Below are 26,338 nucleotides of genomic sequence, written 5' to 3' on the forward strand. Positions count from 1 at the left end.
TTTTTGAACCTAATTTCTATTTGGAATATTTATATAATACATTATATAAATGGCCTTATTAGGTTTATTTATTTGTGTAAATGAAAAAAGAGGTTTTTATGAAAAATAAAAGATTAAAAAGAGTTTTAAGTTCTAATGTTGCTGTAGGTATTGCTGCACTAGGATCTATAGGTACTTTGTCTCTTACTGATGCTCAAGAACAAGAAAAAGCTCATTTGCAGGAGATTGAATCTAACATCGAAATATTCTTAACTACTCCTGGTTCAGGGTATCCTAACCCAGACAACTTGCCTTTGATGTCTGCTAAATACACCGATCCTTCTGGTAAAGTTACTACTGTTTCTCAACGAAATTTTTGAGATAGTTTTAAATTTACTGACTATGGATTTGAAGTTATTCTAAGAACAACCACAATTTTTGAAAGAGGTGAATTAGAAAATTCTTCTAGATTCTACAAAGATAATTCGGCACATATAGATTGAATAATTAGTGTTAGGTCTCTAACAGATCCAGCAGTTGAGTACTATTCCACTACAAATAGAGTTACTACTGGTTATAAAACTGAACAGCAAAGATTGGATCAGATTATTAACGGATCAATGGCTACGCGAGATTTAGGTGAAATCGATAAAAATAGAACCGTAAGTGATGTAACAGACCAAGAATTATTGGCTTATGTTAAAAAAGCAGAAAGAACTTCTGATAAAGCAGTTATCTCTCCGGGTCAGGATTTTCAAGTAGTAAGAAACGGAAGAACAATCACTATTACATATAGACTAAAAAGTACAAGAACTGATTCAAACACTACAGATCATTTGCGTAATCAAACCGGTGCTCCTGATATATTCTCTAGAGCCACAAATACAATTACATTAGATGGTTTCTTAGAACCTGTGGATCCAACTCAAGAAACTAATCGTTTAAATCAAATTAAAAATGCTTCTTGAAGCGCAAATGGTAATGCTGATTATGCTAATAAATCAAACTTAATTACTTCTACTAACTTAACTTTTAAAGACACTATCATAAAAGCAGTGTTAGAAAATGGACAAATAGCAACTTTTAGATACGATTCTGCTAATGGAGAAGTAAACAAATTAGTTTCAAGTGATCCAAATGTTGATTTTGAAATTAGAAATGTTACTTTTGAAAATAAAACAAATGCCCTTGACCAAAATGGAACACTAAGGGTTAATTTTGATGTATTTTCAAAAAGACCTCGTTTTGAAAACGTTTCAGTTTCTGCTTCTTCTCAAATAAATGGATTTAAAACTGAAGTTCAACGCTTAAATGAACTTTTTGCTCAAAAACGAAACACAATTATCAATAACTTGTATTCTACAAGTGAAAAACAATCTTTAGCTTCATCAGTAACTAAAGATTCTTTAGCAGCCAAATTAACTACTTTATTTAACAATGCTTCTGATAATGCTAAAGTAACTTCAACCTTAATTACTTCATTTACTACAAATAATGACAACGGTACAATTACTTTTACATACAAACTTAATTCAACTAGAAATCAGTTAACTACTCAAGTATCTTCAAATGATAGTGGTTCAATTACAATTGGTGGTTTTTTATCAGTTGCTAGTGAACAAGCTCGTATTGATGATTTAAACAATCGAGTAACTGCTGTTGATTATCAAGGAAAAGAAAATGTTCTTGCTGCTATTGAATTTAAGGATTTCAAAACTGCTACCGGAGCTTATAAAAAAGCAAATTTACCTAGAGGTATAAAAAATAAATTATCTTACACAATTACTGATGCTTCAGGAACAACTCATACTTCGGTTTACAAAAACGGAAGACATGTTTTTGAATCTTTAAATGCATATGTAAAAAGTTATTACCTTAAAGATTTAACTAATTTAAATGATGCAGATGGACATTTAGATTCATACATTACTTTAGGTTCTTTAAATACTAACTTAAATTCTCACTTAATTGAAAGAACTCCGACCTCATCAACTAATGCAATTAGATTAAACGGATTTAAAACCGAAATTCAAAGACTTACTGAAATTCTTGAAGACATTCATCCAAGTCTTGAAGGAAATTTATTTACTGCCGATGAAAAACAATTGAAAGCCTCAAAATATACTGCTGATCAAGTGAAAACAAGATTAGCTAATTATTACAATGATAGCAATTTAAATGTAGTTGTTAAACCTTTTTCAGCAACACCAGATGATATAAATGGTCAATGAAATATCACCTACTCACTTAGTTCAACTAGAGATCAACTTTCAAGTGTTGATACTGTAAAAACCGCAGATAAAACTTTTGCCGAAACTGGTTTCTACACCGCAGCGAAAGAAAAAGCTCGTTTAGATGCTTTGATGAGAACTTTAACTGTTGATTATTCACCTAAAAACTTCTTATTAAATTGACCAACCACATTTGATCCAATAGCTAATTATTCTAAATTTATTTTTTCAGTAACTGATGATAAAGGCGTTCAACATCAAGGAGTTTTCCAAAATGGAGAATGAGTTTTTCCTACTGCTAATGCCAAAATAGTTAGGTTTGAACCATCTCAAATTACAAACCTCACAGATACAAGTGGTGCTTTTAGCATAAGAATTAACTTGCAATCAACAAAAGAAGATTTTGCAACCACTCAATCAGATAATCAAAGTGCAGCAATTTATCTTAAAAGAATTCAAGGTTTTATTACAGAAACTCAACGCCTTAATACTTTAATTGACGATAGAGCTATTCTTAATAATTCGAATATCTCAAATCAAATCAACAATAAAAATCGCCTTGCTTCAAGTGTTTCTAAGGATGAGTTAGTCGCTGCTATTAACGCAGTTATTCCTGAATCACAAAAAGCTCAAGCGGTTAATGATCATCAGTTTCAAGTATCATACAATGATACCAATGGTACAATTAATGTTAGCTTCTGAATTGTGTCAAAACGTGATTCCTTAACTGACAAAAAATCAAATAAAAGAAGCTTTACTATATCTGGATTTAACACAGCAGCTCAAGAACAAGCTCGTCTTGATGATTTAAAAGCAAAAATTACTAATGTTGTTTACAAAGGAGCAAGAAATAATCTTCCAAGTGAAAGAGCACTTGATTATAAACAACTTGAAGTTACAATTAGACATAATAATACTGACTATGTAGCTAAATATGTTGCTGGAAATGAAAACAAATTAGTTATTGCAAATAATCCATTAAATTTAGATATCACCGATATTGTCTTTAATGTTGATACTACAACTAACAGCAGCGATCGTAATGGTACAGCTAATGTTGATTTTAATTTACGTTCAAACAAATCTTCATTTACTAATGTTGTTTCTAGTGTACAAAATAAAGAAATCCGAAACTTTAAAACTGAACAACAAAGATTAAATGAATTAATTAATCGAAACTTGCACAATTCAATCACATTCACCGCTTCAGATAAAAATAATTTACCTTCAAGAGTTTCTGATTCACTAATTAAAGCTAAGTTTCTTGCTTTATTTAACAATGGAGCCAATAAATCTAATCCTGAATATATTTCAATAAATAAAGATGATCAAAATGGAACTATTACTGTCACTTATAAAGTTAAATCAGCTAAAACTAATTTAACTGACATAGTATCTGAACCCCAAAAAGTAGCTATTTTTAATGGATTTTTAAGCAAATCAGCTGAACAACAAAGAATTGATCTTATAGCTGCTTCTTTAGACGGGGCTAACTTTGATTATTCTCCTAAAACAAACACTCCCGCTTTAACTAGTTTTATTGTTAATAATTTACTTTGAAGTACAAGTGCAGATGGCAGTGGAAAAATTGCGGGTAATGCAACCAATACTAATGAGCAAGTTAAATTAACAGGACCAGTTACTGTTAGTGCAACAGATGATCGAAGTGGTAATTTAACTATTTCATACAAATTAGCTTCAACTAAACCAGGTTTTGAAGAACTTCAAACAGAAACTAGAACAGCAATCATTCCAGGATTTTTAACTGAAGTACAACGTTTAAATAATATTTTAAACGCAGCGGTAAACAATCCAGAAAATAACACTAACTTACGTAATGGTTTACAAAACCAAACTCCTTCAAGTGTAACTAAAACCGAAGCAAAACGACTTCTTACAATTGGATACAATCATGATTCTTCAGAAATTGATTTAAATTCAATTAATTTAGTTGCAAATAATGCTAACGGAACTTTAAAAATAACATACCAGCTCCGCTCAAAGAGAACTTCGCTTACTGATGTCCTTTCAAGTGATACTAAATCAATTACTTTAAATAATTTAAGATCAAACGCTAGTGAAAAAGTTCGTGTCAATACACTTGCAAACCAAATTGTTGCAAATTACCCAGTTGGAGATAAAACTGCACAATTAACTAGTTTTGAAAAATCACAATTGAGATTGACTTTAAATAATGAACAAGGTGTATGAGACGCTTCGCGCGATGGTTTTGTTTTTGCAAATCAAAATATGGTTGTAAAGGATATAACCTTTACTGAAGCTAATGACTTAGGAAATAACGGAGCAAATAACACTGGTTCTGTTAAAGTAAACTTTAAAGCTTATTCAACCATTGATCAATACACTGCTGTTGCTAGTGATGCTAAATATAAAGTTGTAAGTGGATTTAAAACTGAACAACAAAGAGTTAATGAAGTAAAAACATCATTAAATGGTGTTGATTTCAACACTGCTGATTTAGCTCGTAATCGTGAAGTATCTCAAGTAACTAATGACGAAATTATTGCTTCGCTTGCTAAACTAATTCCAAGTGATAAACTTGCGACTGTGGATCCAAATATTACTGTAAATCGTGATAATTCAAACGGAACTATTAATGTAACATGAAAAGTTCATTCAACCAGAAATAACTTTAATGTTTCTTCAAGTCACCCAACAAAAAGTGTTGAAAGTTTCACTACTACATTAACTGGATTTTTAAATGCTCAAAATGAAATTAATCGTTTAAATAATATTAGTGTTGTTTCAGCTGATTATGCTCAAAAACAAAACTTAATTACCAATACCAACCTTACAACTGCAAATACAATTTTAAAATTTAATGTTAATGGTGAGCAAGTAACTGCTTATTATGATGCATCACAACCAAACAAACTCAAAATAGCAAATAACAAGGGTCAATTTGAAATTCGTAATGTTGTTTATGCAAGCAAAACAAATGCTCTTGATGAAAATGGAACCATTAATTTAACTTTTGATTTATATTCTCTTAAACCTGGATATGAAAATGTTAAAGTTACCAAAAATGGTACTGCAAGTGGGTTTAAACGTGAAGTAGATCGTTTAAATGAAGTAATTAATAATGTTAATCCTAATTTAGATTTACCTGCTGCGCTTAAAACAAAACCAGCTTCATCAGTAACTAAAGCAGATATAGCAAATGCAATAACTCAAGCTTTCGCTTCTTCAAAAGCGACTTTTGATAATAATAATTCTCTTAAAAATGTTAACTCTACAACTCCAGAAGTATTGCTTAAGTCAAATGATGAAAACGGAACATTAGAAATTAAATACATTATCAAATCAACTCGTGATGATCTAACTGGAGTTTATTCAACTACAGAAGTATCTAAAGTATTTACTGGATTTTTAACAAAAGCTCAAGAAAAAAGTCGTTTAGATAATTTAGCTAATTCTTTATTAGCAGATAGTGTAAATTATGATGATAAAACTAATTTACCTTCAATGACTACTTTTGAAGATTCAAAATTAAAAGTTACAATCGGTTCTCAAACAAAATCAGCTACTGTTAGCGATCCTTTTGATGCACCAATTAATGCTATAGTTGTTCCTTCAAATACTTCTTATTATTCAGATAAAAACGATCGTGATGGAAGCGTTAAAACAACCTTAAAACTTAAATCAAGAATTTTTGATGATGTTGTCTCAGAACCACAAGAGTTTACAATAAATGGATTTAAAACTGAAGCTCAAAGACTTGATGATGTTTTAGATGCAAGAACTACTCCTCGTGATTTTAGTGATAGCGAAGAAATTCCAGCTTCTACAAAAACAAAACAACAAGTATTTGATTTGTTAAATGATTTATATACAGCAGAAGATAAAGCGAAAATTGATTTAGATTCAATTACTCTAAATGCAAATGATACTAATGGAACTTTAGGTGTTTCATATAAATTAATTTCACTTAGAGATAATTTAACTGATGTAGATTCTACAAAAGCAAGAAATGTAAGCTTTAGCGGATTTAAAACAACTGAGCAAGAACAAGAACGTTTAAATGGTTTATTGCTTAGATCTACAGCTGATTATGAAGATAAAACAAATACACCTTTATTAACTACTAAAGACAAATCAAAAGTAATCATTACAATTGATAACGTTAGAGGAAGATATGACTCAGTTACTGATTCATATATCTTTGATGCACCAGTTAATGCCAAAGCTATTAATTTACAATTTAGCGAAGAAAACGATCAAAATGGTACTCTAAAAGTAAAATATGATTTAGTTTCTACAGATCCAGCCTTTTCACATGTTGAAGTTAGAGATACAAACGATACAACTAAAAAAGAAATTACTAACTTCTTAACTGAATCTCAAAGACTTGATAAAGTTATTGATAATAAAACTGCTGATATTAACGGCTTAGATTTTGATGCAGCTACTAAGAAAAAAGCGCCTTCAACCATTGAAGATGCGGATGTAATTGATAAGTTAAATTCGGTATTAAATAATACTAATTCAAATGTTACTATTAATAATATTGTTGGTTCGATTGCGAAAAATAATGCTGATGGTACAATAACTGTAACTTATAAACTAAATTCAACACGTAATAATTTAGAATCTGAAACCTCTTCAAAAACTGTTACTAAAGTCTTTAGAGAATTTAGAAATGAAAATCAAGTTAAAACTGAATTGAATGCAATTATTAACAGCTCAAGTACAACTTTAGATTATTCAGATAAAGCTAACTTACCTTCTGATACCACTTTTGAAGATGCAAAATACACATTAGTGTCAAACGATCCTAATAAAGCGTTTTCAAGTTCGGTTGTAAATAATGAAGTTGTAATTGATGCAATTAGTGCAAAATTAGAATCAGTTGATGAATCAAACAAAAATGACAAGACAGGAAGCGTGGATGCAGTATACAAATTGCGTTCAACTGAGCCTGGTTTTGAAAATGTTGTTTCAGATCCTTCGAGTGCTAAAACTTTAAGCAACTTCAAAACAGAACAACAACGTCTTGATGAAGAAATCCAAAAACATGCAACAAGTGATAATGTAAATGTTACAAACAAAGAAACACGTTCACCTTCAGAAGTGACTAAAGCGGAAATAGCAAAATTGCTTAATGATTTATATAATACAAACGCTAATGCCAAAGTTACTGAAGATGACATTACTTTAACACCAAATAACAATACTGGAACACTAGGGGCAGAATTTAAACTTACTTCAACCAAAAACGGTTTAACAGATGTTAAATCTTCAACTTCACGAACTATTCAATTAAATTCATTCCTTTCAGCAGATGGTGAATCAAAAAGACTTCAAGATTTAGTGGATAATCATACTAGTGTTGAATATAATGGTTCTAGAGAAATTCTTGCGGATTATCAAAGTGATCAGTTATCTAATGAAAACATTAAAATGACAATTAACGGAGTTGTGGGAACATATAATTCAAGAACTGAAGAAATTGATTTTCCAACTTTAAATGCCAAAGCAACAGAACTTTATTTCAATAACACTGAAGATCGCAATGGAAGTTTAGAATTAGAATTTAAATTAGTTTCTACTAAACCAGGTTTAAGAAATTCAACAAGCGATTTATCAACTAAAACAATTTCTGATTTCAAAACAGAAAAAACAAGGCTTTCTGAGCTAGTATCTGCTAAGGAAACTCAACTAAACAATCTTCAATACAATCGCGCAAATAAAAAAGGAGCTTCAGAATTTACAAAAGACGAAGCTTCTCAATTATTATCAACTGTATTTTCAAGTGATCATGCAAGAGTTCGTGTAGAAGATGTCCAAAGTATTGAATTTAATAACGAAACCGGAACTGCAACTGTAGTATATAAATTAAACTCAGCTAGAGATGAGCGTCAATTAGGTGATATTGCTACAGATGAGACTTACACTAAAGTGTTTACTGGTTTTATAACATACGAACAAGAAAGACAAAGATTAGAAACTGCATTAGCTGATACACTAGAAAATGTTGATTATGAAGATAAAACAAATTGACCAACTGGTACTACATTTGATAAACAAGATGTATTTTTTAACCTTAATGGTGAAGATTTAAGTGGTTTAGCTACTGATTACATAAATAAAGTTAGAGTTTCAGAAATTGAATTTGATAATAAAAACGACAGAAATGGTACTGTTGATGTTTCATTAACACTTACTTCAACTCGTCCTGGTTTTGAAACTGTATCAGTTAAAGATAAAACCACTGTAGAAGGTTTCGCAACAGAAGTAAATCGTTTAAATCGTGTTTTAGTGGGAGAAACAGAAAGATTTCCGTTACCAGTAAATATAGACTTTCTTTCACCAAATGATAAAACCACTCGTGCGGCATCCACATACACTCCTGATGAAATTAAAGCCTTAATTCAACCATATTACGATGGTCATTCAGTAAATATTGAAAATTTAAGATTAAGAGCTAATAATAAAACCGGTGTTTTAGAAGCTACATATACTCTTTCTTCAACTCGAGAAGGTCTTGAAGGAATAAGATCAACACAAACAAAAACCCATGTAATGAGAGGAATTAAAACCGAAGAGCAAGAAAGACAAAGACTTTCAAAAATTCTTGAAGACATAAATGCTAACATCGCTAGAAAAAATAACACACCAATTTTAAGCAACTTAATGTTAAGTGATATTTCCTTAAGTGTGAGAGAAGTAAACGGAACATTAAATGATCACAATGAATTCGTATTTGGAGCACCAGTTAACGCAATTGCTAAAAACGTAACTATTGAATCTCTTAACGATGAAGAGGGAACTGTGATGGTAAAAGTTCCTGAACTTGCTTCAACAGAACCTGGATTTGAAAACGTTTCATCATTTAACATTCGCGGCGCAGATGATAATGCAGGTATTTCAAGAGAAGTAACCGGATTTTTAACCGAATCTCAAAGACTTGATAAATTAGTTGAAGCTAATGCAGGAGAAGTAACTTATACAAGTGAAACTGCTCCAAAAGCAAACAAATTACCTTCAAATGTTACTAAATCAGATTTAAGTTTTTCAAAAGATGAAACTGAAAATAAATGATATAAATTACTTCCTGATGATGCCACTTTAACACCAAATGATAAAGCCGGTACTTTAACTATTACTTTACCAATTACTTCAACTCGTGATAATTTGAGTGATGTCAAATCAACACAAAGTAGAACCTTTACTTTAGAAGGATTTAAAACAACATATCAAGATGCAATTGATAAATTAAACAATTTAGATAAAGACACCGTCTCAATTACCAATAACAATCCAACAACTACCTTGCCAAGTTCTGAAGAAGGTAAAAATAAAGACAATTACACAATTAATTTAACTAATGATGATCCGAATTTAGTTGCTGAAATTGTCAATGTAGTTGGACATGATGATGTTAATGGTAAAACATTGGTTGCATATAAATTAGTTGATAATAATCCTGATCACACTAATTTAGATGGAACTAAACCTGAATCCAAAGTATTTTATAAAGTTGTTGATGGTCTTAAAACCGAAAGAGATAGATTAAATGAATTAAAAGATCAAGCTAATAATAATTTAACTTATTCAGATTCTGAACATCCAAAAGCTTCAACATTCCCAAGTGATGTTCAAAGTAGCGATTATGTGCTAGATAATACCTTTGCTACAAACAATAAAGTTTCAACAATTGATACAACCATAGATCCAAATAACGAAGATGGAACACTTACTGCAAATTACAAACTTAACACCACAAAAACTTCATCAGAATTATTTAATGTGGATACTTCTTTAGTTCCGGAAAATGCTCGTGAAGATTTAAATAATTTTAAAGATACTAACTTTGTATCTCCTACTGCAGAACAATTTAAGGTTGCTGTTGACAACACTAAAGATGACAATGGATTCTTAAATTACGAAAGAGATTTAGATAATAAAATTCAAACTGCTAAAAATGCTATTGATGGTAAAACTAATATTTCAGATGAAGAAAAAACAAAACTTAAAGCTGATTTAGATCGTGTTAAAGATACATTTAAACAATCTACATCAACTCCTGAGGAAGCTTACAATACTGCAAAAGAAGCAATTGAAACCATCAATAATATAGCTACTACAACTGACAATGCAAAAGGAGCTAAAATCGCTGCAGTGGATGCTACCTATCCACACTTAAATAAAGCTCAAAGAGATCAAGTTAAAGAAAATCTTAAAAACTCAAATACTTTAGAAGTATCAAATGCAAACCTTCCTACAACTACACAAGTTGAGCAAAACGCAAAAGCTCTTGATAATGCAATGAAAGATACCAAAGAACGTGTGGATGCAAATGAAGAGTTTACTGCTGGTGAAAAATACACTAATGCTCCACAAAATCTTAAAGATCAATATGATGCTGCAATTCAAGCAGCTAAAGATTTAATTCCACTTCCAGATAATGTAGATGGAACTAACACAAAAGTTCCTGTACTTGATGGAATTACCGATTGAAGAGATACAGTTACAAAACCAACAACTTCAAATTATCCTCTTGATGCTGTAGAAGAACTTAAACGGACAATTGATTCTCTTAAAGAAACTATTGAACATCTTCAAGAAGCTAAAGATAACGCTAAAGCAGCTATTGACAAATTACCATATCTTTCAGCTGATGAAAAAGCCGATCTTAAAAAACAAGTAGATGCAGCTGAAACCGTTGGTAAAGTTAATGAAATATCAGATAAAGCCACTGTGAAAAATTCAACAAAAGAACAAAAACACAATGCTGTTGACACTCAACCTGAATTTGAACATTTAAATGATGCTCAAAAACAAGCAGTAAAAGATGCAATTATTAATTCTAATTTAGAACCAATTACTAATTCAACTCTTCCTTTAACTGCTAAAGTAATTTCAGATGCTACTGAGTTAGATGATGCAATGGAAACTCTTCAAGGATTAGTAAATGCTAAAGATAGTGTACACAAAACACCTCTTTACATTAATGCAACTCCAAATTCTAAAGATGTATATGATAAATTAACTGAAGCAGGTAGTGAATTATCAAGCAATACCAATCCTGATGCAACTAAATTACCGAACGTTGATATTCATGAATCAACTCCAAATTGAACTAAAGAATCTGTTGATAAGTTAAATGAAGCAATAAAAAATGCTTTAGTTGAAGCAGCTAAATCTGCAATTGATAATTATCCAAATCTTTCTGAAGAAGAAAAAACTAAACTTAAAGATAAAATTAATGATTCTTTAGATAAAACAGCTCTTAATAATGTTGTTGAAGAAGGTAAAAACTTAAACGAACAAAAACAAGCTAAAATTAATGCAATTGATGCTTCTTATCCATATTTAAACCAATCTCAAAAAGATGCGGTTGCTAAAGAAATTAAAGAAACTAATTTAAATAAAGATACCAACCCTAATGCACCTGCGTTTGAAGATGTTGATACTAAAGCGAGCGCTTTAAATGAGTCAATGAAAACTCTTAGAGATCTTGTTGCTGATAAAGCTAATGTTTTAGGAAGTGATTTCTACAATAAAGCTACTGATTCTTCAAAAGACAAATACAACAAATTAACTGAAGGAGCTTCAGAATTAGCTAATAACAATAATTTAACTGATGATCAAGCAAATCAAATTGAAGATTCATTTACTAAACCTGCAGATGCTAACTGAAATAAAGAAGCTGTTGATAAATTAAACGAAGCAATCAAAAACGCTTTAAAAGCAGCTGTTGAAAGTGCTATTGATAATTATCCAAATCTTTCTGAAGAAGAAAAAGCTAAACTTAAATCAGACCTTGCTAAAGCTACAACTCCAGAAGCAATCAAAAACGTTGGTAATAATGCAAAACAAATTAATACCGACAAGCAAGATGTAATTGATGAAGTTAACAAATATCAACATCTAAACGAAACCCAAAAAGCATCAGCAATTAATGAAATTAAGCAAGCTAATTTAGATGCTACACTAAATGCAAATTCAAATAATGTTGCTGATGTTAAACAAAAAGCTAAAGATCTTGATGATGCTATGGGAGTGCTTGATACTTTAGTTAAAGCTAAAGAGGCAGTACATACAAGCGACAAATATAATAATGCAACTGATTCAAGTAAACAAAATTATGACCATTTAATTAGTGGAGCAGATCAATTACTTAAAGATCAAAATCCTAGTGATGAAAACTTAGCTCCCGCTCTTGCACCAAGTGGATCAATTACAAAACCTTCAGATCAAAACTGAGACAAAGATAATGTTGATAAACTGGCTCAAGCAATTAAAGACGCTTTAAAACAAGCGGCTAAAGACGCAATTGACAAATTACCTAATCTTTCAGATGCTGAAAAAGAAGCTCTTAAAAATTCAATTGACGGTGTTGAAGATGTTAACACCAGCGACATTGATGATATTGTTGCAAAAGCTACAAATATAAATGACGCAAAACAAACAAGTATTGACAAAATTAAACAATTACCTTACTTAAGCGATGATGAAAAAGAAAAATACATCAAAGATGTTAAAGACACAAACTTAAGTGATGCTAATGAGTTAAATGAACAAGCTTTAGCACCTCTTAAAGCAATTGAAACTAAAGCCAAAGAAGTGAATACAACCAAAAAAGGTCATTATGATGCTGTTGAAACAAATTATCCATATCTAAACGATTCGCAAAAAGCAGCTGTTAAAGAAGCAATCATTAAGTCTAATTTAGAAGTAATTCCTAATAAAGAAACCACTCCTTCAACTCAAAATGTTTTAGATCAAGCAAGTGCATTAAATGAATCAATGAAAACATTACGTGAATTTAATGACAAAGCTAAATCAATCATTGATAATAACGAACTAGGAGATGATGTTAGTGCTGAATCTAAAGATAAATTCTCTGCAGCTCAAGCTGTCGCAAATGCTTTAAGTACAAATACAACTCCTGATAGTGCTAATGTAGATAAAGTTGATACTACTATTTCAAATAGAGAAAATCCTAACTACAACAAGAGTGATGTCGATAAAGTAGTGGCTAAATTGGCTGAAACCCTTAAAAAAGTTGCTGAAGAAAAAATTGATCACTTACCTAATCTTTCAGAAGCAGAAAAAACAGCTCTTAAAGAGCAACTTAACAATCCTGAAACTAACACTGTTGCTGAAATTGATGCTGTTTTAAATAAAGCTAAAACAATTGATAATGTCAAAAAAGACACAATTGATGCAATTAATAAATTAGATTACTTAAGTGATGATGAAAAAGCAAAATACATTAAAGATGTTAAAGACACAAACTTAAGTGCTTCAGAAAATCCAGCTCAAGATCCTGCATTAAGCGAAAAATTACAAGAAGCTCAAAATACAAACAACACCAAAAAAACTCAAGATCAAAACTTAAATTTAGAGCATGTTAACCAAGCTCAAAGAGATGCGATTACTCAAGCAATTAAAGATTCTAATTTAAATGCAATTGCAGGAAAAGAAAACACTCCTGCAACAGCTAAAGTTATTGAAAATGCTGAAGCATTAGACAATTCAATGAAAACATTAAGAGACTTAGAAGCTGCTAAAAATAAAATAATTACTTCTCCACTATATGCAAAAGCAACTCCTGAATCTCAAGATCTTTACGATAAATTAACTAATGGTGGTGATGAGTTAATTGCTAATAATAATCCTCAAGCAAGTAATTTAGCAAACACTAATATTAATGAAACTTCACCAAATTGAAGCAAAGCTAGTGTTGATACTTTAAATGATGCTATCATTCATGCTTTAAAAGAAGCTTACAAAGGTGCAATTGACAAGTTAGAACATCTTTCACAAGAAGAAAAAACAGCACTCAAAGATCAACTTGACAATCCACAAACTACTACATTAGATCAAATTCAAGAAATAGCTGATAAAGCTACTACTTGAGACAATGCAAAAGCGCAAGAAATTGCTAATGTCGAAACTAATTATCCACACTTAAATGCTTCACAAAAACAAGCTGTTAAAGATGCAATCAAAAATGCTAATTGAGATGCCACTTTAAATCCTGATGCTAAAAACGTGGCACAAGTAAAAGCTCAAGCTCAAGAACTTGATGATTCAATGGCAAAATTACAACAATTTACCAATGATGATCCTAAGGTTGTTGCTTCTCCGATGTTTACTAATGCTTCAGAAGAATCAAAAACTAAATATCAAAAAGCAATTGAAGCATCAAAACAACTTCAAAATAATCAAAATCCTAGCGTTGAAGGGTTAAATGGCATTGAAGAGCAAAATGATGCAAATTGACCTAAAGACCCAGTTGATAAATTAACTACCAACTTAGAAGATGCTCTTAAAGAAGTTGCTTCAAGTTATGTTGATAATTTACCAAATCTTAGTGAAGCTGAAAAAACCGCTCTTAAAAATCAAATTAACGCTGTTGAACACCCTACATTAGAAGTTCTTAAACCAATTACTGATCGTGCTCAAACAATTAATGATAAAAAACAAAAAGCTATTGATGTTATTGTTGGCGGGGAATATCTTTCTCAAGCTGAAAAAGATAACTTCCAAAAACAAGTTAAAAATACTAATTACTCAAATCCTGATCAAGACTCAGTTAATGATGAAGCTATTAGTGGAATTTTAAGTAATTCAAATGACACTAATAACACCAAAAAAGAACATCATAACAATATTGATAATTTAGATTCTCTAAATGATGCTCAAAAAACCGCTCTTAAAGATCAAGTAATTAAATCAAATCTTAATGCAATTGAAAATTCAAATAATGAACCTACAAGTGATGTGGTAGATCGTGCTAATGCGTTAAATGAGTCAATGAAAACTCTTAAAGATTTTGTCACTCAAAATCCAACTGTTATAACTCAGCCACTTTACACTCAAGCAAGTGAAGAAACTAAAGATAAATACGATCATGTAAGTGAAGCTGGAAGCAACTTAATTAATAACATTGCTCCAACTCAAGAGTCAATTAACGATATCAATAGTGCCATTGCAGAAGAAGATAAAAAAATAGCTCAAAACAATACTCCAAATTGAGATAAAGCTAATGTTGATAAGTTAAATGCTGATTTACTAGATAAATACAAAGATTTAGCCAAAGAAGCTATAGATAAATTACCTTATCTTTCACAACAAGAAAAAACTGCTCTTAAAGATAAATTAGATCAAGAGCAAAATAACACTAAAGCTAAAGTGGACGAAATTCTTGATTTAGCAAAAAATATCAATTCTCAAAAAGAAAATATCGCAAATAAAATTAAAGAACTTCCACATTTAAACGAGCAAGAAAAACAAAACTTTATCAATGAAATAATTGCAACAAATAAAGTTCCAGAAAATCCTAACGATCCTCAAGATAATTCTGATTTAGAAAGTATTTTAGATCGTGCTCGTAAAGATGATTTAGATAAAGCGCTAGAAGAATATGTTGCAAATAATTTACCTTCACATAACACCCAAGATTCAAAAGCTAAGTTAAGTGAAATTAATGATTTAATTAAAGCTTTTGAAAAAGATGATCAAACCAATAACAAAAACACTAATTACAACGATTACAAACAAGTTACTACAACTTTAGATAAAATCGCTTCTCTTAAAGAAGCTTATGACGCTTACTTAGATTCTAATGTTGCTAACAATGATGCTTACAAAGTAGCAAAAGAAGCTTTAGATAACAAAGAAACTCAAGTGCAAAATGATGTTGATACTCTTAAAGATAAACAATATTCAGATCCAAGATTGCAAAATATCAAAAATGCACTAATAAATGAAGCTAACAAAGACATTGCCAAATCACAAGCTGAAAAAGAAATTGTTGATGCTTTAGTATCTCTTAAAGATGATGGATATAATTCAGAACACTTTAATGAAAAACTAAATGATGCTTTAGCCAAAATGAATGCAGCTCCAGATTCAAGAAACAACCAAGTAATTGCTGAGTTAGAAAACGCACAGTTAAATTACCCAGCAATGGTTGAAAAATCAAACAATAATGAAGGTCTTGATGATGCTGAATTTGCAAAACTTCAACCATTACTTGATGCTCCAAAATCAAATGTAGTAGCTTCGGCATTAGAACATTTTGGTCCATATCGTGCAAACTTAAATGATGAAGATAAAAACAAATTTATAGCTAATTTGAACGATCTTGAATATCTTTCACCAAAAGAAAAACAAGATTTCATCAATCAAATCAATCATGCTGTTCGTACTAAAGAAGCTAAAGATATTATTGCTAAAGCTAACGAAGTAAATGATGCCAAAAAAGCTATAGCTGATCAAATTCGAAACTTTGAACATTTAAATGATTCACAAAAACAAGCTTATATAAATGAAGTTAAAGCAAATCCACTTGTAACAACCGATCCACAAAGTGAAAAATCAATGGATCAAATTCTAAAAGACACTCAAGAACTTGATGATAAAATGCTTGAACTTCAAAATGCTTTACAAGCAGCTAATGAACTTAAAAAATCAGATGTATATACCAAAGCCAAAGAATTAAATAAAATGAATTTTGATGAAGCTATTGTTGATGGTCTTAAAGTTACTCACAATGAAGCTCCAAAAGGATTTACTACTCCAAATCTTAATAAAGGTGAAGTACAATCAATTATTGACCGCTTGAAATTACAAGCACAAGAACTTGCCAAAAGTGCAATTGACAAACTTCCTTATGTATTGAACGAAAACAAAGATGAGTACAAAGAACAATTAAGTAACACAACAGACACTAAAAAACAAGAAGAAATTATCAAAAAAGCTGAATCAACTAATGATTTAATTAAACAAATTATTGACACTTTAAAAGATTTAGCCAAAGAAGCTACACCTGATAAAGAATCGCATTTAGACGAACTTCTTGATAAATTAGCTCAAACAAATCCAAATGTGGATCCAAAAGTCTTTAATGACACCAAAGATGCCATTTATGCTAATGCTCAGTTAAGCGACTTCTTAAAAGCCTACCGTGACTCAGATATTAATGATGAAACATATCTAAACAAAAAAGAAGCCTTAACTAATGCATTAAATGAAGGTGTTAAATCAATTGAAAACAAATACTCTCAACTAAATGATTTAGTCACAGATTTAGTTAACACTTCAAAAACATTAAACGCTCAAGGACGTAGCGAAATTGATTTAGTAGACGCTTTAATTGAATTAAATAAAGATAAATTCAATTCAGCTATGGTCAATAACCAAGTTAATGGTCGCTTTAATAACTATGATGATTTAGCTGATAAAGTTAACGCCTTTCCATACTTTGATGTGCTGAAAAAGGCCGCTGAACATGATAATAAAGTTACTGTCGGAATTTATCAACTAGTTAAAGATGCAAATGATGAAAAAGCCTCAAATGTTATTAAATCAGCCCTTAAGAAAAACTTCGATCCTCTTAAAGTAGAAGAAACACTTAAATGCAAATCATGATGAGCATGTTGATGATGATATGTTGTGCTTTCACTTGGATCTATATCAGTGCTTGGTTTAGTTGCTGCCGCTGCTAAAAAATTCCAAGAATCAAATCCTAAAAAATAATTAAATGAGCAAGTCAACTGACTTGCTTTTTTTGATATTAAAATTAAAAATCAAACAATTACTTTTTTAGTAAAAGGACTAAAAAAATAAATAAAAATATCGCAATAATGCGATAAATCTTATTTTTTAAGAAGTTCAAACATGTTTTTCTTATAAACTTCAACACCAGGTTGATTAAAAGGATTTACTCCAAGTAAATAAGCACTCATTGTTACAGCTCTTTCAAAGAACATAAATAATGCACCAAGAGAATGTTCACTAAAATCTTTAAATGTTAAATGAATGTTTGGAACATTTCCTACATTTGCGTGTGCGTTAATTGTAGCTCTAAGAACTGTGTTGTTTACTTGATGCAAGTTTTTATCATCTAAATATCCGAGTTTATCAAAATCATGTCCTTGAGTTTTTAAAGTAATGTTGTTTTGTGAGTTTTCCACTGACATAACAGTTTCAAATAAAATTTTATTTCCTTCTTGTACCATTTGTCCAAGAGAGTGTAAGTCTGTGGTGTATAAAGCTGATGAAGGTCACAATCCTTTTCCGTCTTTTCCTTCACTTTCACCAAAAAGTTGTTTTCATCACTCGCTAAAGTATTGCAATTTAGGTTCATATGAAACCATTAATTCAACTAAGTAATTTTTATTGGTGTGTAAGTAATATCTAAGAGCTGCATATAAATAAGCTGGGTTATGTGCAATTAACTCACTTGAAAGCTCTTCATTGGTTTCTTTAGCTCCTTCAAGAAGTGCTTCTACGTTAATACCAGCACAAATAAAAGGGAATAAACCAACAGCAGTAAGTACTGAAAAACGTCCACCAATGTCATCTGGAACTACTAATTTTAAATATCCTTTTTGAGTAGCAAGTTCATTTAAAAGACCTTTTGATTTATCAGTTGTTGCCACTATTAACTGAGCAGCATTTTCAGGAGTTTCCTTTTTCTCAAGTAACATTCTAAATTCTCTAAATGCTACAGAAGGTTCTAAAGTAGTTCCTGATTTTGAAATTACATTAATGGCGAATTTTTTGTCCTTAACGTAATTTAATTTTTCCACTAACGCACTAGCTGAAAGATCGTTTCCAGCAAAAAGAAGTTCCATTCTAGGTTTTTTCATTGAATATGGACCATAAATGAAGTCATATCCAGTTTTAGCTCCTAAATATGAACCACCAATTCCAATTACAACAACAACTTCAACTCCTGCTTTTTCTCATTGTGCAGCTTTTTCGTGCATGATTTGAACTTCATTACGATCATAAGTGTTAGGAAGATCGTATCATCCAAGTCAGTCTTTTTCATTGACTTTTTTTTCTTTAACATCATGATGAATTTTTGAAACTCTCTCTTGCAAAAATTCTAAAGTTTGTGATGCATTTTCAAGAGCATCATTAGTTTGTAAATTTAAATATTTTAATTTCATTTTTCCTCATTTTACACATTTGATTTTTTATTGTTTAATTATATTATATATTTAAAAATTCTTCCAAAATGTCGTTTTTATTGTTAAAAAAATAACTCTTAAATACTTTAAAATTCCCTTATTAAAAGATTTAAAAAGGTATAAAATAAAGAAAGCAAACAAAGGAGGAGCAGTGAAACAGTTTATTTTACGAAATACTGTTGATCTTGCTTTTTTTATTATATTTGCTTTTGGTGTGTCAGCAACACTTATTGCTAGTTTTTGGCACATTGGACTTTTCTTTGGTTTTGCTATTGGAGCGATGTTATCATTGCTCTCAATTAAATTAAATGTTTTTATTTCCAATTTTTTATCTCAAAAAATTGGTTCCAAAAAAGCAATTCAACTAATTTACATCAAAAACGCGGTGTTTTTTTTATTAATTATTTTGACCATTTATGTGGTGATTTTAATTAATGAAAACTATTTACACAAACACAATTTGGTTTTAAATAATTGGAATTATGTTAATAAACCAATTAATTTGATTGCTTTATTTGTAGGAGTTTCTCTTGCGTTACCAACTTATGCACTTGAAACTTTATTAAAATCAAAACTACATAGGAGGTGAAATGGATAATATTGCTGAAAAATTATGAGTGTGAAATCAGCCACAACTTTTATCTTTGATTGTGACAGTGCTTATAATTTTAGTGCTTGCAATTATTGCCTATCGATCAATTAAAAAAGTTAAACCAAATCAAGCTCCTAGTGGTGCTGCTCTTCTTGCGGAAATGTATTTATCAGGACTAGATAAAACAATGGATGAAACTTTGGAAGATAAACTTCCTAAAGCACGTCATTATATCCTAACTTTATTTACAATGCTAGCTGTTGGTAATTTACTTTCACTAGTTGGACTTGAACCAATTGGAACATCTTATTCAATTCCTTTAACTTTAGGTATTGCAACTTGACTTGGTATTTTTGTGACAGGATTTGTTTACCAAAAAATTCGCTACTTAAAAAAATACATTAATATTTTTGAAATAATTGGTGATATAGCTCCACTTATTTCACTTGGGTTCCGTTTATATGGAAACTTAATTGGTGGAGGAGTAGTTATGTTTTTAATGTATTCATTTTTAGGATACATGTGAACTTTACTTCCTAATTTAAGTGAGCATCAATGATATTTCTTTGCTCCGCTTATTACTCCTGCATTTCACTTTTATTTTGATATTTTTGAATCACTGATTCAATCATATGTTTTTACGGTATTAACCATGAGTTATTGACTAAATCAACTTGGTGAAGGCGAAGAGGTGAAAAAACCTGCTTCAACTAAACGAGACTTTAAACGTGTTAAAGTTAGCCAAAAACTTAAAGCTATTTATTAAATATTACTTTTATATTTTAGGAGACTATTATGTTAGAAAACATTACAAAACTTTTAGAAGAAACAACAAATGCTGCAACCACTTCAACAGCTGCAACTACAGCAACTACCACCACTGAAAAAGCTTCTAGCGGACCTTCAATTGGGCTTGGTTTAGTTGCTATTGGAGCTGGTGCTGCTATGATTGGAGCTATGGGTTCTGCTATGGGACAAGGGTATGCTGGAGGAAAAGCTGTTGAAGCTATTTCTAGAAATCCTGAAGTTGAGAAAAAAGTTCGTAACATGTTCATTATCGTTGCGGCTATTTCTGAATCAGCAGCTATTTATTGTTTAGTTATTGCATTCTTACTTTTCTTCTTAGGTGGAAAATAAGAGATTGAAAAGAGTTATAAATGCTTACACAAGTAACTAAGTTAATGGCTGAAACTCAAGCAATTGATAAACCAGTACCTTTTGAAGAAGGGATTGCCGAAAAATTCCAAGCAATTTTTCCAAGCATTCCTTTAATGATTGCTACTATCATTGCTTTTATTGTTATTGCAACCATTATGTATATCTTTTTACGCAAACCAATTGCCAAGATGCTTCGTGAGCGTAAAGAATATATTCAACAAAATATTGATGAATCAATCAAAATCAAAGAAGAAATGATTCAAAAATTAAATGATGCTAACGCTAATTTAGAAAATTCTAACAAACAAGCTGAAGTTATTATTAATCGTGCTAAATTAAAAGCTGAACAAGTAATAGTAACTTATATTGCTAAAGCTAAAAACGATTCAAAACAATTAATTGAAGAAGCGCATTTAGACATTAACAAACAACAAAAAGAATTTGAGCAAAACTCACGTTTAATTGTGGCTGAAACTGCCAAAGAGTTAGCTGAAAAAATTCTACAAAGAGAGATTTCACAATCAACTCAAGAAGAAATTATTGAAAGTTTCTTAAAAGATGAAAATCTTAAAGGATTTGAATAATGTTAGATAAATCTAATATTAAAGGTTATGCGATTGCTCTTTTTGAATTAGTTAAAGAAGCAAATAAATTTGAACAAATACATGTTGAATGCAACCAAATACTTACTGTGGTTCAACAAAATCCGAATCTAATTGATTTTTGATCTGCATTAAATGTGCCAAACGAAGAAAAACTCAAACTAGTTGATGATCTTTTATTTGACTATGACCCAATTTTAAAAAACCTTATTAAGGTGGCCATTGAACGTAAAAGCATCAACAAAATAAAAACAATTTTGACACATTATTTAAAGCTTTCAAATGAGGCATTAAAAATTTCTTTTGTTAAAGTAATTACTGCTAAAGAAATTTCTCAAGATCATTTAGACCGCATCAAAGATAAACTTGAAAAACACTATCATAGAAGATTTGAAATTAAAAATGTCATTGATAAATCACTTATTTCAGGTTTTCAAATCGTTTCTGAAAGTCGTATTATTCAAAAAAATTACAAAAATGATTTAGCTCAACTTATTGGAGCTATAACCACTAAAAATATCAAAGGAGGTAGATAATGGCGATAAAACTTGATGATATTTCAGTAATTATTAAAGATCGTATTAAAAATTATGATTTAAAAATCGATCAATCTGAAATTGGTAAAGTTATTTCTATTGGAGATGGAATTGCTTTAGTATCTGGAATTGAAAAAGTTATGAACTCCGAAATTGTTGTTTTTGAAAACGGAGTTTATGGTCTTGCTTTAAATTTAGAAGAAGAAGCAGTCGGAGTAGCTTTATTTGGAGATGCTAATTCCGTTTCTGAAGGTGATAGTGTTAGAAGAACCAATCAAGTTATCTCAGTTGAAGTTGGAGATGAGCTACTTGGAAGAGTAGTTAATGCGCTAGGACAACCAATTGATGGTAAAGGTGAATTAAAATTAACCAAAACTAGAGAAATTTTCAAAGTTGCAAGTGGAGTTATGTCTCGGAAAGAAGTTAACCAACCACTTGAAACCGAAATTATTGCAATTGATTCAATGATTCCAATTGGAAAAGGACAAAGAGAGCTAATTATCGGTGATCGTCAAACTGGTAAAACTGCTATTGCAATTGACACAATTATTAATCAAAAAGGTAAAGGTGTTTATTGTGTTTACGTAGCTATTGGACAAAAAAACTCAACTGTAGCACAAATTGTTAAAAAACTTTCTGATTCAGACGCTTTAAAATACACTACTGTTGTGGTAGCTGGAGCTAGTGAATTAGCTCCTCAACAATACATTGCTCCTTATACTGGAGTAACTATTGCTGAAGAGTGAATGTCTCAAGGAAAAGATGTGTTAATTGTGTATGATGATTTATCAAAACACGCTACTGCATATAGAACATTATCACTTCTTTTAAGAAGACCTCCTGGTCGTGAAGCTTATCCTGGAGATGTGTTTTACTTACACTCTCAATTACTTGAACGTGCTGCTCGTTTAAATGAACGTTACGGTGGTGGTTCAATTACTGCTTTACCAATTATTGAAACTCAACAAGGAGATATCTCTGCATATATTCCAACAAACGTAATTTCAATTACTGATGGTCAAATTTTCACTCGTGAAGGTTTATTCAACGCCGGTCAAAGACCAGCTGTAGATGTTGGTTTTAGTGTTTCGCGGGTAGGTTCAGCTGCACAAACTAAAGCCATGAAAAGTGTTGTAGGTTCATTAAAATTAGAGCTTGCTCAATACAATGAAATGCTTGCTTTTGCTCAATTTGGATCTGATTTAGATGATTCAACTAAAACTATTTTGGATCATGGAGCTAAAGTATATGAATTGCTTAAACAAGAGCAATACAACCCAATTTCACAAGCATCACAATCAATTATTTTAGTTGGAGTTAAAGAAAGAATTATCAATCCATTACCAAAAAATAAAATGCACGAATATCGTGATATGGTGCTAAAAGAAATTGAAAATAATAAAATGCTTAATATCGTTTATAAAGATATCTTGTCAACTTCTGTTATTTCGCCTGAAAATTATGAAGTTATCACCAAAACTCTTGTAAAAATTGTTCAAGACATCGTTAATACCATTCCTAATTACGACCCTAAAATGTACAAACCACTTCCAAGTAAATTTACAAACAATTAATCATGTCTAATTTAAACGCATTAAAAAACCGTATTTCTGTAGTGGGTAATACTAAAAAAATAACCAAAGCTATGCAATTAGTAGCCACTGCAAAATTGCAAAAAACTAAAAAAGACTTAGAAAACATTAAAAATTATCGTAATTTACTTGAAGAAACATTTAATGAATTAATGCAAAACGTATCTCAAAAAGATCTTCAAAACATTTTTCCAGCCAATGAAAATCTTGATCAAGATCTTTACATTATCATTTCTTCAGATTTAGGATTATGTGGTTCATATAATTCAAACATTTACGCACAAATTCATCAAAACGTAACTGATAAAGATTTAGTGATTTTTGTTGGCGCTAAAGCTTACTTATATGCGCATTCTTTTATTAAAAAAGAAAACATTGTACAAAAGTATTTTGCTTATGGTGATTCATTTAACTACGCTTTAGCTGAATCAATTAGTAAAGATGCTTTAGAACTATACTTTAATAAAAAAATTCGTTCAATTAAAATTATTTACACCGAATTTGTTAATAACATTATTCAAGAGGCTAAAACATTTCAATTATTTCCTTTTGTAGTAACTCAAAAAGTTAATGTATTAACAAGCAATGTTGAATTTTATCCTAACGCTGAAACAATACTCAGAAATTCAATTCCGCTTTTTATTGGAAGTATGATTTATTCTTTAGGTAACTTTTCTAAAATTTCTGAGATGTCATCTCGTAGAAACGCAATGGAAAATGCTACCGAAAATGCTAATGAATTAATTCATGAATTAGGTCTTGAATTTAACCGAAAACGTCAAAGTTTAATTACTCAAGAAATTACTGAAATTGTGTCTGGTGCAGACGCAACTCAAAAATAATAAAGGAGGACACATGCCACAAAACAAAGGAACAATTGTTCAAATTCTTGGACCAGTTGTTGACGTGCGTTTTACAAGCGGCAAATTACCTAAACTTCTAAATGCTTTAATTGTGTATAAAGATCAACAAGCATATACATTAGAAGTTGCGCAACACATTGGTGATGATACCGTTAGATCAATTGCGATGGTTTCAACAAATGGTTTACAAAGAGGAATGGAAGTTATTGATACTGGCGCACCAATTTCTGTGCCAGTTGGTAATGCCGTTTTAGGAAGAATGTTTGACGTTTTAGGAAATCCTATTGATGAATTGAAAATGGCTGATAATGTTGAAACAGCTCCAATTCATGCACCTGCTCCTACTTACGAAGAACAAAAAAGCTCAAGTGAAATTCTTGAAACTGGTATTAAAGTTATTGACCTTTTAATCCCTTATGCTAAAGGGGGTAAAATTGGTCTTTTTGGTGGAGCTGGAGTTGGTAAAACCGTTCTTGTACAAGAATTAATCAATAACATTGCTACCGAGCACAACGGACTTTCAGTTTTTGCTGGAGTTGGTGAAAGAACTCGTGAAGGTAATGATTTATACTACGAAATGAAAGCAGCTGGTGTTTTAGATAAAACAGCACTAGTATTTGGTCAAATGAATGAACCCCCAGGGGCCAGAATGAGAGTTGCTTTAACTGGTTTAACAATGGCTGAATACTTTAGAGATGTTCAAAATCAAGATGTGCTTTTATTTATTGATAACATCTTTAGATTCACACAAGCTGGTTCAGAGGTTTCTGCTCTTTTAGGGAGAATGCCTTCTGCGGTTGGATATCAGCCAACTTTATCAACAGAAATGGGTCAACTTCAAGAAAGAATTACATCAACTCGTAGAGGTTCAATTACATCAGTTCAAGCTGTTTATGTTCCCGCAGATGACTTAACTGACCCTGCTCCTGCAACAACTTTTACTCACTTGGATGCTAAAACTGTTTTAGATCGTGGAATTGCTTCTCTTGGAATTTATCCTGCTATTGATCCTCTAGAGTCTTCATCAAGACTTCTAGACCCTTTAATTGTAGGGGTAGAACATTATCAAGTAGCTCAAGGTGTAGTAAATATTCTCCAACGTTTCAAAGAATTGCAAGATATTATTGCAATTTTAGGGATGGGAGAACTTTCTGAAGAAGATAAGAAAATTGTTGCTCGTGCAAGAAGAATTAGAAACTTCTTATCTCAACCCTTTACAGTTGCTGAAAAATTCTCAGGAATGAAAGGTCAATATGTACCTTTAAAAGAAACAATTAGAAGTTTTAAAGAAATTCTTGAAGGTAAATTTGATGATTATCCTGAAGAAATTTTTAGATATGCTGGAAGCATCGAAGATGTAATTGAAAGACACAATAAAAATTTAAATAATGGCTAAAACAACTTATTTAACCATTACAACACCAGAAAAAATCTTTTTTGCTGGCGAAACAAATATTGTTACATTAAAAATCGCCGATGGTTACATAGGTATTTTGCCTAACATATCTCCAATTTTTTCTAGTATCGAAATGGGTTCTTTAACTATTGGATATTCAAATGATCCCCAATCAATTAAATGTTACATTGGTGGTGGATTAATTTATGCTGATCAAGAAAAAGTCAATATTATTACTGATGACATTATCAAAGCTGATGATATTGATTTACAAAGAGCTAAAAGTGATTTAGCCATGTATGAAGCTGCGCTTTTAAAAGCCAAAGAAACATCCTCAGCAGACACTCAAAAGTTTGAAGTTAAGCTGAAAAAAGCAATTAATCGAATTGATATTTATAATCAATTCCACAAGTAATAACTAGTTTTTTGCT

At 30.8% G+C, this 26,338-nt stretch carries 11 protein-coding genes; 10 read left to right on the plus strand and 1 reads right to left on the minus strand.

Annotation, left to right across the window (positions count from 1 at the left end):
- The first annotated feature begins 98 nt into the window (after positions 1 to 98).
- Complete coding sequence (locus EXC45_RS03650) at positions 99 to 17,726, plus strand: lipoprotein 17-related variable surface protein (RefSeq protein WP_036435346.1); 17,628 nt, start codon at positions 99 to 101, stop codon at positions 17,724 to 17,726.
- A 119-nt stretch (positions 17,727 to 17,845) separates the two neighbouring features.
- Here the strand turns inward: EXC45_RS03650 and EXC45_RS03655 are convergent, their stop codons facing one another.
- Positions 17,846 to 19,147 carry a glucose-6-phosphate isomerase gene (locus EXC45_RS03655; RefSeq protein WP_084272248.1) on the minus strand — a complete coding sequence of 434 codons (1,302 nt, stop codon included), beginning with the start codon at positions 19,145 to 19,147 and terminating at the stop codon, positions 17,846 to 17,848.
- Positions 19,148 to 19,319: 172 nt separating this feature from the next.
- On the opposite strand from EXC45_RS03655, the gene EXC45_RS03660 reads away from it, so the two are divergent.
- From EXC45_RS03660 to atpC, 9 genes are read left to right on the plus strand one after another with little or no spacing between them, the layout of a single operon-like run.
- Positions 19,320 to 19,766: a hypothetical protein gene (locus EXC45_RS03660; RefSeq protein ID WP_036435348.1), complete on the plus strand. Its 447-nt coding sequence runs from the start codon at positions 19,320 to 19,322 to the stop codon at positions 19,764 to 19,766.
- The gene (locus EXC45_RS03665) at positions 19,759 to 20,526 is read left to right on the plus strand and encodes a F0F1 ATP synthase subunit A (RefSeq protein ID WP_036435351.1); all 768 of its coding nucleotides are present in this window, start codon (positions 19,759 to 19,761) and stop codon (positions 20,524 to 20,526) included. The genes EXC45_RS03660 and EXC45_RS03665 overlap by 8 nt, the downstream gene beginning before the upstream one ends.
- Before the next feature lie 29 nt (positions 20,527 to 20,555).
- Positions 20,556 to 20,897: an ATP synthase F0 subunit C gene (atpE, locus tag EXC45_RS03670; RefSeq protein WP_036435353.1), complete on the plus strand. Its 342-nt coding sequence runs from the start codon at positions 20,556 to 20,558 to the stop codon at positions 20,895 to 20,897.
- Positions 20,898 to 20,917: 20 nt separating this feature from the next.
- Positions 20,918 to 21,502, plus strand: a complete 585-nt coding sequence (atpF, locus tag EXC45_RS03675; protein ID WP_036435357.1) for a F0F1 ATP synthase subunit B — start codon at positions 20,918 to 20,920, stop codon at positions 21,500 to 21,502.
- Complete coding sequence (atpH, locus tag EXC45_RS03680; RefSeq protein ID WP_036435360.1) at positions 21,502 to 22,056, plus strand: ATP synthase F1 subunit delta; 555 nt, start codon at positions 21,502 to 21,504, stop codon at positions 22,054 to 22,056. Before atpF ends, atpH begins: the two co-directional genes overlap by 1 nt.
- On the plus strand, positions 22,056 to 23,630 hold the full coding sequence (atpA, locus tag EXC45_RS03685) for a F0F1 ATP synthase subunit alpha (protein ID WP_129693804.1): 1,575 nt from the start codon (positions 22,056 to 22,058) through the stop codon (positions 23,628 to 23,630). Before atpH ends, atpA begins: the two co-directional genes overlap by 1 nt.
- Before the next feature lie 2 nt (positions 23,631 to 23,632).
- The gene (gene atpG / locus EXC45_RS03690; RefSeq protein WP_036435366.1) at positions 23,633 to 24,490 is read left to right on the plus strand and encodes an ATP synthase F1 subunit gamma; all 858 of its coding nucleotides are present in this window, start codon (positions 23,633 to 23,635) and stop codon (positions 24,488 to 24,490) included.
- 13 nt (positions 24,491 to 24,503) lie between these two features.
- Positions 24,504 to 25,907, plus strand: a complete 1,404-nt coding sequence (gene atpD, locus EXC45_RS03695) for a F0F1 ATP synthase subunit beta (RefSeq protein WP_036435369.1) — start codon at positions 24,504 to 24,506, stop codon at positions 25,905 to 25,907.
- On the plus strand, positions 25,900 to 26,322 hold the full coding sequence (gene atpC, locus EXC45_RS03700) for an ATP synthase F1 subunit epsilon (RefSeq protein WP_036435372.1): 423 nt from the start codon (positions 25,900 to 25,902) through the stop codon (positions 26,320 to 26,322). Before atpD ends, atpC begins: the two co-directional genes overlap by 8 nt.
- The last annotated feature ends 16 nt before the right edge of the window (positions 26,323 to 26,338 follow it).

Origin of the sequence: Mycoplasmopsis columboralis (assembly GCF_900660675.1) — a bacterium.
GTDB lineage: Bacteria > Bacillota_I > Bacilli_A > Mycoplasmatales > Metamycoplasmataceae > Mycoplasmopsis > Mycoplasmopsis columboralis.